The 12,749-nt window shown below is 66.1% G+C and carries 10 protein-coding genes and 2 pseudogenes; 4 read left to right on the top strand and 8 right to left on the bottom strand.

The genetic code is table 11. The features are described from left to right. Positions 1 to 166 precede the first annotated feature (166 nt). The gene (locus HGO92_RS18010; RefSeq protein WP_169997277.1) at positions 167 to 796 is read left to right on the top strand and encodes a uracil-DNA glycosylase family protein; all 630 of its coding nucleotides are present in this window, start codon (positions 167 to 169) and stop codon (positions 794 to 796) included. A 147-nt stretch (positions 797 to 943) separates the two neighbouring features. Then, entirely contained in the window at positions 944 to 1,582 is a 639-nt protein-coding gene (locus HGO92_RS18005; RefSeq protein WP_169997275.1) for a uracil-DNA glycosylase family protein, read from the top strand. A 44-nt stretch (positions 1,583 to 1,626) separates the two neighbouring features. Here HGO92_RS18005 and HGO92_RS18000 read toward each other — a convergent pair. After that, a pseudogene (locus HGO92_RS18000) lies at positions 1,627 to 3,317 on the bottom strand (alpha-amylase family protein). Between the two features lie 80 nt (positions 3,318 to 3,397). Beyond that, complete coding sequence (locus HGO92_RS17995) at positions 3,398 to 4,354, bottom strand: TIGR03885 family FMN-dependent LLM class oxidoreductase (RefSeq protein ID WP_169997273.1); 957 nt, start codon at positions 4,352 to 4,354, stop codon at positions 3,398 to 3,400. A gap of 86 nt (positions 4,355 to 4,440) precedes the next feature. Between HGO92_RS17995 and HGO92_RS17990 the strand changes: the two genes are divergently transcribed. Both HGO92_RS17990 and HGO92_RS17985 read left to right on the top strand, forming a co-directional pair. Further along, complete coding sequence (locus HGO92_RS17990; protein ID WP_169997271.1) at positions 4,441 to 5,388, top strand: hypothetical protein; 948 nt, start codon at positions 4,441 to 4,443, stop codon at positions 5,386 to 5,388. A gap of 72 nt (positions 5,389 to 5,460) precedes the next feature. Next, a complete protein-coding gene (locus tag HGO92_RS17985; protein ID WP_240974739.1) occupies positions 5,461 to 6,060 on the top strand; it encodes a hypothetical protein in 600 nt (199 codons plus the stop codon). Between the two features lie 14 nt (positions 6,061 to 6,074). Here HGO92_RS17985 and HGO92_RS17980 read toward each other — a convergent pair whose 3' ends face one another. The 6 genes and pseudogenes from HGO92_RS17980 to HGO92_RS17955 all read right to left on the bottom strand — a co-directional run. Next, positions 6,075 to 6,290, bottom strand: coding sequence for a YegP family protein (locus HGO92_RS17980; protein WP_205834671.1), 216 nt, complete (start codon positions 6,288 to 6,290; stop codon positions 6,075 to 6,077). A 153-nt stretch (positions 6,291 to 6,443) separates the two neighbouring features. Then, on the bottom strand, positions 6,444 to 9,269 hold the full coding sequence (locus tag HGO92_RS17975; protein WP_169997267.1) for an AAA family ATPase: 2,826 nt from the start codon (positions 9,267 to 9,269) through the stop codon (positions 6,444 to 6,446). Then, positions 9,262 to 10,659 carry an MFS transporter gene (locus tag HGO92_RS17970; RefSeq protein WP_169997265.1) on the bottom strand — a complete coding sequence of 466 codons (1,398 nt, stop codon included), beginning with the start codon at positions 10,657 to 10,659 and terminating at the stop codon, positions 9,262 to 9,264. The genes HGO92_RS17975 and HGO92_RS17970 overlap by 8 nt, the downstream gene beginning before the upstream one ends. Positions 10,660 to 10,817: 158 nt before the next feature. Continuing rightward, positions 10,818 to 11,909, bottom strand: a complete 1,092-nt coding sequence (gene benC / locus HGO92_RS17965) for a benzoate 1,2-dioxygenase electron transfer component BenC (RefSeq protein WP_169997263.1) — start codon at positions 11,907 to 11,909, stop codon at positions 10,818 to 10,820. An 88-nt stretch (positions 11,910 to 11,997) separates the two neighbouring features. Further along, complete coding sequence (benB, locus tag HGO92_RS17960; protein WP_169997261.1) at positions 11,998 to 12,516, bottom strand: benzoate 1,2-dioxygenase small subunit; 519 nt, start codon at positions 12,514 to 12,516, stop codon at positions 11,998 to 12,000. A gap of 12 nt (positions 12,517 to 12,528) precedes the next feature. Next, positions 12,529 to 12,749 (bottom strand): annotated as a pseudogene (locus HGO92_RS17955) (benzoate 1,2-dioxygenase large subunit); the annotation flags it as partial.

Raw genomic sequence — 12,749 nt, 5'->3', positions numbered from 1 at the left:
CCTGCCCCTGTCTGCCCCGGGATTGGTGACAGCTAGAAAAATGCCGGATGAACACTTGGTACGCTGGATGTAGCCAGCCGGGCTCTCCGGCGAGGTATCCCAGCCACCCGACGAGGCCCCGTCGTCGTTATCTTCCGTTCGCATCCCGTAGGAGACACCGCACTCAATGCAAAGTCTGGCAGTAGAAACTCAGCAGGAACAGCTCTGGAACCGTCGCTACGATGAGAACGTCTCCGACGTCAACCAGCTGTGCGACGCACTGAAGGAACTCAAGCCGGGCAGTGAAGTCCCCTACATCGATCCGATGCACGACACGGACCAGTGCCGGATCATCAGCTTGTTCTCCAGCCCTGCCCCCGACTCGGGCGCCTTCATTTCTGCAGGCGACCATGACTCGGTGACACGGCTTCTTGGCGTCCACTGGCAGGTCGGCCTGCGCCCCGAGTACGTCATGCCCTGGAACGCCTACCCGTGGCTGGTTCCCGGCGCCGAAGGCAAGCTCACTCCGGCCCAGATCGCCGAGGGCGTCAAGCCGCTGCTGCGTTTCCTGGCGCTCGTGCCCCGGGCGTCCGCGCTGGTGGCCCACGGCACCGAAGCGCAGAAGCTGGCCAATCTGTTCCTCAAGACGGAAAACCGGATGATCTACCGCCGCGGCTTCAAAACCTACAAGGTCCGCGCCCTCAGCGGCCGCCCGTTTGCCGGCTCCCCCGAGAAGCAGCAGCAGTGGCTGGACGACATGCAGGCTGCCTACGGCGACGCCATGGCGCGCACCGGACTGCCCCGCCGCGGTCAGTAATCTCAGCCGCTCCGCAGAGGGGCGCTGACCGGGCCCGCCGGACGGTAGTAGGCTGAGAGGCAGGAGATGGACGGTCGTCCCCTGCTGGTCGGCCGCCCGTCGAAGAGCAACAGCTGCTCATCGTAGATCCGGCACAAAGGAATTCTGATGCGACGCATGGCAGACCCGGCATACCGTGAACAACAATGGAGCAGGCGGTTCGACCCGAACATCGCCGAAGTCAACCAACTGTGCGAATCCCTTGTGGAGCGCAAGCCCGGCAGCGAGGTACCCTTCGTCGATCCGGTGCACGATGTGGACGAGTGCCGGATCGTGAGCCTGTTCGCCAGTCCCGGCCCCGGCGCGGGTTCCCGCTTCATCTCCACGGAGAACGACGACGAAACAGCCGCCCGGACGCTGGAAGTCTACGAGTCCGTAGGCCTACGCCCCGAGCACGTCATGCCGTGGAACGCGTATCCCTGGTACGTCTTCGACGAGCAGGACGGCAAGCTCACCGCCGCGCAGATTTCCGAAGGACTCAAGCCGCTGCTGAAGTTCCTGCGGCTGGTCCCGCGGGCGTCGGCACTGGTGGCGCATGGCGGCGAGGCCCAGAAGCTGGCGGACCTGCTGCTGAAATCGAAGATTCCGGACATTCAAAAGCGCGGCTTCAAGACCTACAAGGTCCGTGCGCTCGGCGGCAGGGCCTTTGCGGGCAAACCCGCCGACCAGCAAAAGTGGCTCGATGAGGCCCATGCCGCCTACACGGACGCCATGGCCAGGGCTGGGCTGCTGCAAGCCAACCGGTAGGCCCGTGCCCTCGGGCAGGCGGGGACCTCAGGCAGCCCGAGGGCTTAGGGCAACCGGCGGTCCTCGGCGTGCAGCACCCGCAGCCAGCGGTAGCCGTAACCGCCAAGGGGCAGTTCGCACCTGCCGCCGTCGGTCAGTTGCACGTCGTCGTCGCCGAGCAGATCCAGCAGCACCGAACCCACAAATTTGTCCGCAGGTTCATTCTCCGTGGCTAGATCAATGGTCACGGTGGCCGGTTCCGGGCTCAGGTTGTGGACCAGCACCAGGCTTGCCGTTTCCCACGTACAGCGATGGGCCAGCACCGACGTGGCGGGTTGCTGCAGCAGTTCAAACCGACCCCACCCGAGTTCCGGACATTCGCGGTAGCGCCGGATCAGCGTTGCCATGAAGTTCCAGAGCGAGTCCGGGGCACGTTTGGCCTGGGCGGCGTTGACGAACTGCGGGCCGCAACCGCCGTCAACCAGGGGCGACACGAGTTTTCCGGACGGCGCGGTGGAGAAGCCGGCATTCGTTCCGTCCGTCCACTGCATCGGCGTCCGGACTGCCAGCCGGCCCTCGGCCTCCAGATCCTCGCCCATCCCGATCTCCTCGCCGTAGTAGAGCACCGGCGTGCCGGGCAGCGAGAACAACAGCGAGTACACCATCTTGATGTGGCGCGGGTCCCCGCCCAGCATCGGCGGCAGCCGGCGTTTGAGCCCCCGCCCGTAAAGCTGCATCCGCTCTTCCGGCCCGAACGCCGCGAAGACCTCCTGGCGCTCCTCTTCGGAAAGAGTTTATCCAGCGTCAGCTCATCGTGGTTCCGGACAAAAGTGGCCCACTGGTTGTCCGGGTTGATGGCCGGGCGTTTGGCCAGCGTCTCTGCCAGCGGCCGCGCATCCTGCCGCGCCAGCGCGAGGTACATCTTCTGCATGGCCATGAAGTCGAACATGACATTGAGCTCGTCGCCCTCGCTGCCGCCGAAGAACGCCGTTTGTTCCTTGTAGGGCAGATTGACTTCGCCGAGCAGGATTCCCTCGCCGGAGCGCCGGTTCAGGAAGCGGCGCAGGTCCCGCAGGAATTCGTGCGGATCCGGCAGTTCCTCCGGCTCCTCGCCCATGGTCTCAAGGAAGAACGGCACGGCGTCCACCCGGAAGCCGTTGATCCCGAGCTCCAGCCAGAACCCCATGGCCTTGGCGATCTGGTCCCGGACCGCGGGATTGGTGACGTTCAGGTCCGGCTGGTGCTTGTAGAAGCGGTGCAGGTACCACTCCCCCGTGGTTTCCTCCTTGGTCCAGATGGAGTCCTCCTGGTCCGGAAACACCACCTGCTTCGACGTGGGCGGCGGCGGATCCGAACGCCACACGTAGTAGTCCCGATACGGGCTGTCCTTGGACTGCTTGGCGGACTGGAACCACGGATGCTGGTCCGACGTGTGGTTCACTATCAGGTCGGCGATGACCCGCATCCCCCGGTCCCTAGCGGTGCGCAGGAACTCCACCAGGTCCCCGTGGTCGCCCAGCCGCCGGTCCACGCCATAGAAATCCGTGACGTCGTACCCATCGTCGCGGTCCGGTGTTGGATAGAACGGCATCAGCCAGATACAGGTGACGCCGAGGTCCACGAGGTAGTCCACGCGCTGGGCGAGTCCGGTGAAGTCGCCGATGCCGTCGCCGTCGCTGTCAAAATACGTTTCAATATCCAGGCAATAGACGACGGCGGTCTTCCACCACAGGTCCGATGTGTCCGTGATCCTCACGCGAACTTCCTCTCTTCGTCCTGCGGACGCGGCCCGCTGGCCCGGCCGCCTCATTGCAGATCAGGCCAGCACAATCCAGGTCAGCGCAGCTGCGGGAGCACTTTTTCCGCGAAAGCGTTGATGAACGGCTCCTGCTCCTGGCCGACGAAGTGCAGGTACAACTCGTCGAACCCCAGGTCCAGGTATTCCTGCAGCCACTCAACGTGCCGGCCGGTGTCGGCCGAAACGTTGACCGACTGCCGCAGCTGGTCTTCGCCGACGTGCTCGCTGACGGCGTCGAAATGTTTGGCCGTCGGAAGATCTGCGGACACGTGCGGCGGGAAGACGTTGGTCCGCCACTGGTCCAGGCCTATTTCGACGGCCGCCTCCTCCGAGGGCGCCCAGGACAGGTGCACCTGCAGCGCCGCCTTGCCGTGCCCGCCGTTGTTCCGGTAGGCCTCCAGGACCTTCTTCAGCTGGGCCGGCGGCTGGTTGACCGTGATCAAGCCGTCCGCCCAGGCAGCCGCGCGGCGGGCAGTGTCAATACTGATCGCCGGGGCGATCAGCTCGGGCTTGGGCTCGGGCACCTCCCAGATCCGGGCGTGCTCAACGGTGACCAGACCCCGGTGGGTTACTTCCTCGCCACGGTGCAGCCGGCGGATCACCTCTACCGACTCCTCAAGCCGCTGCTGGCGCACATCCTTGGACGGCCAGGCGTCGCCGGTGATGTGCTCGTTGCTGTTCTCGCCGCTGCCCGGCGCCAGCCAGAACCGCCCGGGAAACATGACCGCCAGGGTGGCGGAGGCGTGCGCGATGATCGCGGGATGGTAGCGCTGCCCGGGCGCAGTGACCACGCCGAAGCGCAGCCCGGTGGACGCGAGCGCCGCGCCGAGCCAGGACCAGGCGAAACCGGAGTGCCCCTGCCGCACCGACCACGGTTCAATGTGGTCCGAGCACATGGCCGCGTCAAAACCCGCAGCCTCGGCGAGCTGGACATCGGTCAACAGCCGCGCCGGACTGACCTGTTCATGGGATGCATGGAATCCGATCACAGCCACCCTCCATGCTTACCCGGCGGTATCGCCCTTGTCGAGGGCTACAGTGGCACTGTGGAGGACAACACTGGCAGCGGACGTCCCGGCCCATGAGCCAGGAAACCGGGGACACGGATCTGGCGGGCATCGCCGTCGAACTTTATGCCCTTCTACCCAAGGACTTCACTGCCGCCCGCAACGAGCGGGCCAAGGAGCTGGGCAAGACCGACAAGGACGTGTCCAAGCGGGTCCGCGGCCTGCCGAAGCCGTCCACCGCGGCGTGGCTGATCAACATGCTGGCCGCCCACCGGCGCGAAGAGATCGACGGCGTTATCGAGCTCGGAGCGGCCATGCGCGATGCGCAGGACAAGCTGGACCCGCAGCAACTGCGCGAGCTGAGCGACCAGCGGCACCGGCTGCTGGCGGCGATCGCGAAACAGGGCCGGAAGCTGGCGAAAGAGCTCGGGCATCCGGTCAGCGAAACCATCGCCGCGGATGTGGAGCAGACCCTGCGCGCGGCCATGGCTGATCCGGCTGCGGCGGCCGCGGTGGCCAGCGGCCTGCTGACCGATTCGCTGTCCTCGAACGGACTGGATCCGGTGGAACTGGACGGCAAGGTGGCCGTCCCGGAGGCTATCGGCGAGGTAGCTCCGACGGCGCCGAAGCCCCGGCAGAAACCGGTGGATGAGCTGGCCAAGCGCCGCACCGAACGTGCCGCCCGGACGGACCGGGAGAAACAGCGCCGGGCCGAAGAAGCCGAACGGCGCCGCCAAAAAGCCCAGGCTGATGTGGACAAGGCTGCGCGCCGCCTGGCCGAGACGGAAGCCGGCGAGCAGGTGGCCGAAGCCGAGGTGGAGCACATTACCGCCAAACGGGAGAGCCTCGCGGCGGAACTGGCGGAGCTGAAAAGCCGGATCCGCACCTTGGAGCGCAGCATCACGGCCGTGGACACGGAAGCCTCGGCTGCCGAAGACCGTCTGGAAGAAGCCGCGCGCTCCGCGGCGGAGGCGCGGCGCGGACTGCAACGCGCCCGGAAAGCGTTGGAGGATCAGGACTAAGGGCTCGACCGGAACGCAGACAGTAAGTATGCTTATAACCTTCCCTGCAAGCTGTCTTTCCAGGAGTTCACAATGTCAGGAAATCTCATTGCCCGGTCCGTCCACGATCTGACTGCAGGCGCCTGGTTCGGCGGCTCCCTCATGGGTGCCATCGGGCTCAATGGCGCAGCCGCGCAGGCCAAGGACCCCAGAGAGCGCGCCCGCCTGTCCAGCCTGGGCTGGAAGAAATGGGCTCCCGTCCAGGCAGGAGCCTTCGGCGCCCATCTGCTCTCCGGCATTCCGCTCGTGCTGAAGAACGCGGACCGGCTGGGCAGCCAGCACGGCGTGGCCCGGCTTTCCGTCTACAAGGCCATTGTGACGCTAACCGGCGCCGGCGTGACCGCGTACGCGGGGTTGCTGGGCCGGAAGGTCGAAAAGCTCTCGCAGGAAGGTGCCGACGGAGCCACCGAGCCGAGCCCGACGGCGTCGGAAGAACTGGCACAGGCACAGCGGCAGCTGAAGATCTTGCAGTGGACCGTTCCGGTTTTCGCCGGCTGGGTCATGGTGCTGGGCGCCAAGGAAGGCGAGATGCAGCGGCCGCAAAACGTGGCGATGGGCCTGCGGAAGAACCTTTCCCGCCCCGAACTGGCCCGGTTGCTGCAGGAATGGAAGGAGCGCTCCCGGCTCATGTAGCCCGAGGCACGGCTTCAGCTTGCCGCGGCGGCCTGCGCCAGCTCGGGCACCTCGGCCAGGACGGACCGGTCCTTGATCCGCGAGGTAGCGGCGTACTCGCGCGTCGCGTTGATCGCGGCCACCACGGCAGACTTCTCTGCGTACGCCTCCGAGACCGCTATGACCTTGTTCTTGGCGCCGAGCAGCCGGAAACGGTACTGCTTGTTGCGGTCCTTGAAAATCTCGAACATGCATTCTCCCAAAGATCGTGGGGTGCCTTGCTCTCCGTCGAGCGGTCGAAGCTGTTCCCCAATCCAGAAGCATAGGCGCCGAAATCCGTACTGCCGAGTAGGAAAGTAGCCTACGTCACAGATAATCAGGAAATCCCAAGAACGACGTCGGCGCTAACCTTCCTCGGTTTCGGCCCGATAGCGGGCGGCCAGTTCACTACGGGAGCTGATGCCCAGCTTCGAATAGATACGCGTCAGGTGGTACTGGACCGTCTTGGCCGCGATAAACAGCTCCAGACCGGTCTCTTTATTGGTCCGACCCTCCGCCACCAGCCGGGCCACGGCAATTTCCTGCGCGGTCAGGACGGAGAAATCCAACGCGCCCCGGCGGCCCGTGCTCTGCAGTCCGCTGGCCTGGATCTCCCGGTCGCACCGCTCTACATAGACGCTGGCGCCGAGGGCCAGATAAAGGTCCCGGGCGCGGGCCAGGACGTCGGCAGCCTCCCGGCGCTGGCCGGCCCGGCGGAGCATCTGCCCATAGGCGAAGTTTCCGCGCGCCCTGACGTACGGCGCCGGCAGATCCTTGATGCCGGCGAGGCTCGTTTCGAATACCTCGCGGGCTTCATTCAGCCTGCCCTCGGCGCCGAGGATCCGGCCCCGTGGCACCGCCAGCCGGGCCATCACGGTACGGTGGCCGCGCTTGGCCGCCAGCTCTTCATGCGGCACAAGGAAACCGGCCGCTTCCACCATCCGATCGGTCATCACCAAGGCGTTGGCGTAGACATCGTGCCACGGCCAGAACCCCGGCTCGTCCATCCCGTGGGTTCTGTCCAACTGCAGCAGCGGCCCCAGGGCGCGCAGCACGCCGTCGTAATCCGCAGCGGCTTCGGCCACGAAGGCGGCGGCCATGGCGGCGGGCAGCTGCATAATCGCGTAACTGTCCGCCGGCGCCCGGGCAGCGTCCCGGTGGAGTGCGCTTTTGGCCGTATCGCCCCGCAAGGCATGGATCTGGGCGGCGGTCAGATGGAGCAGCGGGCGGGCAAGCTGGATCTGCAGGCGTTCCTGCTGGAGCAGCCCCCGCTCCACCGTGCGCAGCGCTTCGTCCCAGTCCCCCAGCTCGAACTCCGCCCGAGCCAGCCAGCCTTGGGCCCATTGCGCGATCCGGCCTGAACCCAGATGGTACTCGGTGGGGACGGCGGCGGCGAGCTGGTCGCGGGCAAGATAATGCTCGTCCTGGGCCAGGAGCAGCCAGCCGCGGCCCAGCTGTACCCTCTGGCGCTGGGCTCCGAGGGCCTTCAGCGATGGAAACTTCCCGTACTGGGCGTGCGCTTCCTCGATGCGGCCGAGCCCTGCCAAGCCCAGACCCATGATGGAGCGCGATTCGATAAAGGCGGGCGAATCCTCCGGCGCCAGTTCGATGGCGCGCTGGGCCCAGAGCATCAGGTCTGCTCCGTTCTGCGCGGCCAAGGCATGCAGAACGCGCCGCTGGCAGATCATTGCCGCGATGTCCGGCGACGATGCCGGATTGCACTGCTGCCAGGCCTTGTCCAGCTGCATGTCCGCCTCGGTTTCCCTGCCGCGGAGGACGGCCAGGTAGCCCAGTACGGCTTCCTTCAACGGGCCGGGCCGGAAACCTGCGACCTGCCGCGCGTAGGCGCTGGCCCGGGGCAGGTCGCCGGCGGCGACGAGGGCGTCAAGTGCCTGGAGCAAACGCTGCTGCCGGCCGGTGGCATCGGGCCAGACATAGCTGGCGCGCAGCAGGGCAGCGGCTGCGGACAGCCACGCCCCGCGCTCTGCCTGGTGCGCGGCGTACGCATCGAGTTGCTTGGCCAGACCGATGTCAGGCAGCGCCGCGGCGGCAGCCAGGTGGAACAACTGCTCGCCTTCATCGTCCCCCATGGACGAAGCGGAGCCGTGCAGTGCCGCGCGCTGGGTGGCGGTCAGGGAGGCGTAGACGGCAGCCCGGACCAAGGGATAGGGGAAGCTCAGCACCTGCAGATCAGCGCCGATCTTCAACAGTCCCAGCGCACGGGCCTCGTCCAGGGCGGACAGTGGATCCTCCATGCTGTCCGTTCCGGCGGCGTTGGCAAGGGCGACGGCGTCGGCGAGCAGACAACCGGATTCCAAAACCGCAGCGGCCTGCACCAAAGCACGGGTCGCGGCCCGGGCACCGGACAGCGCGGTTTCGATCTCGTCCGTCAGGCGGAGCGGGGCCGGCAGGTGCTCGTGCCACTCGTTCCAGTAGTCGTCCGGCTGCTCCTGCAACAACTGGTGGACGTAGCCCGGATTGCCGCCGGTATGGGTACAGAGCCGCAGTGCCATGGGCGCGGGAAGTTCCAAGGCACGCACCGACCAGGCGAGCGACACGACGTGCTCGGGGACCAAAGGCCGCAGCCGGAGCTTTTGGACGGCAGCCGAACCGGCGAATTCGCGGAAACCGGCCGGGAGCTGCCACCACTGGTCATCGCGCACTGCCAGCAGGACCAGCACGCGTTCGGCATCCAGTCGCCGCAGGGCGAAGACCAGCGCGCGCAAGGAGAATTCATCGGCCCACTGCACATCGTCGACCCAGACCACGAGCGGCGGGCAGCCGGCGCCGTCAGCGGCACCATGGGCGCAGGCAGCGAGGCCGCCAGCATTGTTCGTGCAGGCATCGTTAACGCAGGCAGAGCGGAGCCGCGCCAGCAGCAACTGCCCGGCCTCTGCGGGATCGGCGGGAACAGAGCCGGGTGCTGTTGTGCCGTCGTCGTAACCTCGCAGCAGCTGGGCCAGGACGCTTCCGTCCAGAGTTGTTTCCCAGCGGGTGCCTGCTGCCCGCAGCACTGTGCCGGAATCCAGCCGGGACAGAAAAAGCTCCACCAGGCTGGATTTCCCCATGCCCGCAGCGCCGTGGACGATGGCTACCTGTGGGTCGGCCAAACCAGCGGCGCCGGCCATTGCTGCCAGCGCCGCCAGTTCCGCGGATCGCCCCGCCAGGGGCTCGGTTTTGGTCTCAGTCATTCCCGACAATGCTAGCTGCCCCGGCCATCGCTGGCGCTTGGCGCTCCTCGGCCAGGCCCGAGTTCTCCTCGGTGACCGGACGCTTGGGCAGGAACAGAGTCACCAGTGCTCCGGCCAAGGCAACGGCGGCAAAGACGTAGAACGCCGTCGCGGTCTGTACCCCGGCTGCGATAAGGAAACCGCCGAGCAACGGGCCGAAGATACCGCCGAGGCGGCCGAAGCCAGCGCACCAGGCCACGCCTGCGGCGCGCACCGAGGTGGCGTAGTAGTTCGAGACCAGGCCGTAGATCAGCACCTGGGTGCCCAGCGTACCGACGCCGGCGATGGCGATCGCGGTCAGCAGCACCGGCAGCGGGAAGCCGAAGGTCAGCAGGACCAGGGACACCGCGGCCAGCGCGAAGGTTGTCGATACAATCCGCTTGGCGCCGAACTTATCCGCCGACCGGGATGCAATCAGGCCGCCGACCACGGCGCCGGCATTGAGCGTCACGAGGAACATCAGCGAGTAGTTCTTGTCGTACCCGTACTGGCTCATGATTTCCGGCAGCCAGGTGTTCAGCCCGTAGGTCAGCAGCAGTCCGGAGAAGCTCATGATGCCCAGGAAGGCGGTGGGGACTGCGTAGCGCCGGCTGGCGAGACCGGCGAAACCGGCCTTCTGCTGCACGGCCGATGTTGCCGACGCCGTGGCCGCCGTCGAGGCGGGAGCTGCCAGCAGCGGAATGCCGGTCTTCGCCGACAGTAGTTCCGCTTCGCGCTGGCGGCCGCGGGCCTGCAGCCAGCGGGGCGACTCGGGCAGCTTGAACAGGGCCACCGGGAGCAGGAACACGATGGGCAAGGCGCCGATCATGAACAATCCGCGCCAGTCGAGGATGCCGTTGAAAACGATGGCAAGCACCGAGGCCAGCGTGGCACCGGCCGGGACGCCCGAGTAGACGATGGCGTTGTAGAAGTTCTTCTTGCCGGCCGGGGCGAACTCGGCCACGACAGCTCCCGCCGTCGCGACCAGCGCGCCGACGCCGATACCGGTCAGGAAGCGCAGGATGCCGAAGGCGAAGACGCTGGTGGCCATGGAGGTCAGCGCCATCCCGATGGAGAACCAGGCGATGTTGATCAGCATGACTTTGCGACGGCCGAGGAAGTCGCCGACGGCTCCGACCACGAGGGCACCGACCATGACGCCGACCAGGGCATAACTGCCCAACGCACCGGCTTGGGCCGCATCGAGCGGGCCGAGCTGGCTGGGATCGTCCAGCAGGCTGGACACCACGGTGCCGTACACCACCAGGTCGTAGCCGTCGAAGACCAGTGCGAGGGCGGCGATCAGCACCACCCAGCGGACTGTTTTGCGGCCGCGCGCTGCGGTCGCGGCGGATTCGGTCAGAACACTCATGTACAGACTCCTTTGTCCGGCGCCTGTTTGGAGACAGGACGCGATAGGGATTCGTGTCGGGAGGGGACTGCGCGGCCGTCTATGGCCGGCAGGATCCGGCCGCGGGATGCGGCCGGCAGGAAACTAGCTCTCGAAGCCGCCGGGGGAAATCATGGCGCTCACCGGTTGTCACCGGATACTTCGGTGTGGCCGGGCTGGCCTTCGTGTTCCTCCCCCGTCTCCTTGACGGAGCTGGTGGAGCCGACGGCGAAACGCTCGTAGTAGAAGTTCTCCGGCACCATGCCCTGCCCGTCCCAGTACTTGCGTACGGCGTCGACCATGGCCGGCGGTCCACAGAGATAAACGTCCACGTCGCCGCCGTTGAGCTGCTCCTCGGCGATGTGCTGGGTGACGTAGCCCTTCTTCTCCGCGTTGCTGTCCGGATCGGCCACACAGTAGTCGAAGGTGAACTCCTTGATCCGTTCCGCGTAGTACTCCAGCTTGTCCAGCTCCACCAGGTCCTTGTCGAAGGTCACGCCGTAGACCAGGTGGATCGGGTGCAGCGGATGGCCCAGTTCGGTGGTGTCGAGCTTTTCCAGCATGGCGAGCAGCGGCGCGATCCCCGTGCCGCCGGCCAGCATCAGGGTGGGACGTTTGATGTCGCGCAGGAAGAAGCTGCCCATCGGTCCGGTCAGCTCGAGAACGTCGCCGGTCTGCGCGCGGTCCTTCAGGTAGCCGGTCATGGCACCGTCAGGGGCGGTGCGGACCAGGAACTTCAGCTGTTCGGAGCCGGGCCCGCTGCTGAAGGAATAGGAGCGGATGGCGTCCGTCCCCGGGACGGCCACGTTCATGTACTGGCCCGGCAGGAAGGACAGCTCCTCGCGGTTTTCGATGTCCAGCGTGAAGCCGGCGGTGTTGTCCGCGAACCAGTGCAGGTCCGCGATCCTCGCCTTGAAGGTCTGGGCCCCGGTTTTCGCCATTTCGGCCGTGCCGGAAATCTGCAGGACCAGGTCCGACTCCGGGACCATCTGGCACGGCAGGCAGAAGCCCTTGTCCGCTTCGTCCTCGGTGAGCGCTTCGTCGATGTACTCGCCGGCGTCGTAATTCCCCGACTCGCAGAAAGCCTTGCACGTACCGCACGCGCCGTCGCGGCAGTCGAAGGGGATGTTGATGCGGGCCTTGTAGGCGGCGTCGGCCACCGTTTCATAGGTATTGCACTTAATGAACCGGGTCAGACCGTCTTCGAAAGTGAGGGCAACTTGATAGGACATGGGGAACTCGTTTCCATCGGGACCGGGGCTGTCTGGGGAGGCGATGCCTTCGGCTGCCGGACGGTTATCAGGTCCGGCAGCCGCTCGATCAGATGTGGTAAACGTCCACGACGTGGTGAATGTAGTCGTTCTTCAGGACAACCTTCTTCTTCATGATGACCGGCTGGGCATCGGAGAAATCGAGCGTGTAGAAGGACGTGCCGAAGTAGGTGTCTACGTTGTTGTAGCGGTAGTACAGCGTGAACCAGTTGAAGCGCACGTCCACTGTGTCACCGCGCTGCTCGATGACTTCGACGTTGGTGATGTTGTGGCCGGTGCGCGGTTCGGGCAGGCTGGTGGCGCTGGAGCGGTCGGTGCGGATCCGGAAGACCCGGTCTTCGATGCCGCCGCGGTTGGAGTAGTAGATCAGCGAGATCTCGCGCTGCGGGTCCCCGGTGAGCTCGCCATTGTCGTCCCAGGCCGGCATCCAGAACTCGGCCGAGGGGTGGTAGCAGTCGATCCACTTCTCGAATTCGCGGTCGTCCAGGAACCGTGCCTCGCGGTAGAGGAACTGCTGGATGTCCTCCAGTGCGACGGCGGTGGCGGGCTGTTCAGCGGTTGCAGTCATCGTCGATGCTCCTTAGGCGTTGTTCTTCTCGGCGGCTTCGGCTTCGACAGCTGCCTTCATGCTTTGCAGCCAGTAACCGTGCTGGACGGGGTAGAGGCCTTCGTCTTCGGTCTTGGCGCCGCTGGAGAGCGGGTTCAGGCCGATCTTCTTCGCCTGCTCGTCCGGCCCGTTGAGCTGGTGGGTCACGCCGCGGCTCATATCGTTCCAAGGAGCGGTTTCGGCGAGGTAGGTCT

It is taken from the genome of Crystallibacter degradans (assembly GCF_012952295.1).
GTDB classification, from domain to species: domain Bacteria; phylum Actinomycetota; class Actinomycetes; order Actinomycetales; family Micrococcaceae; genus Crystallibacter; species Crystallibacter degradans.
The sequence above is the reverse complement of the archived record's forward strand: the minus strand, read 5'-3'. Positions and strand labels throughout refer to the sequence as shown.

Coding starts and splice junctions, on each gene's coding strand:
- HGO92_RS18005 (WP_169997275.1), top strand. CDS start 944: ATGCGACGCATGGCAGACCCGGCATACCGTGAACAACAATGGAGCAGG.
- HGO92_RS17975 (WP_169997267.1), bottom strand. CDS start 9,269: ATGACTGAGACCAAAACCGAGCCCCTGGCGGGGCGATCCGCGGAACTG.
- HGO92_RS18010 (WP_169997277.1), top strand. CDS start 167: ATGCAAAGTCTGGCAGTAGAAACTCAGCAGGAACAGCTCTGGAACCGT.
- HGO92_RS17985 (WP_240974739.1), top strand. CDS start 5,461: ATGTCAGGAAATCTCATTGCCCGGTCCGTCCACGATCTGACTGCAGGC.
- HGO92_RS17970 (WP_169997265.1), bottom strand. CDS start 10,659: ATGAGTGTTCTGACCGAATCCGCCGCGACCGCAGCGCGCGGCCGCAAA.
- HGO92_RS17980 (WP_205834671.1), bottom strand. CDS start 6,290: ATGTTCGAGATTTTCAAGGACCGCAACAAGCAGTACCGTTTCCGGCTG.
- benB (WP_169997261.1), bottom strand. CDS start 12,516: ATGACTGCAACCGCTGAACAGCCCGCCACCGCCGTCGCACTGGAGGAC.
- benC (WP_169997263.1), bottom strand. CDS start 11,909: ATGTCCTATCAAGTTGCCCTCACTTTCGAAGACGGTCTGACCCGGTTC.
- HGO92_RS17990 (WP_169997271.1), top strand. CDS start 4,441: ATGAGCCAGGAAACCGGGGACACGGATCTGGCGGGCATCGCCGTCGAA.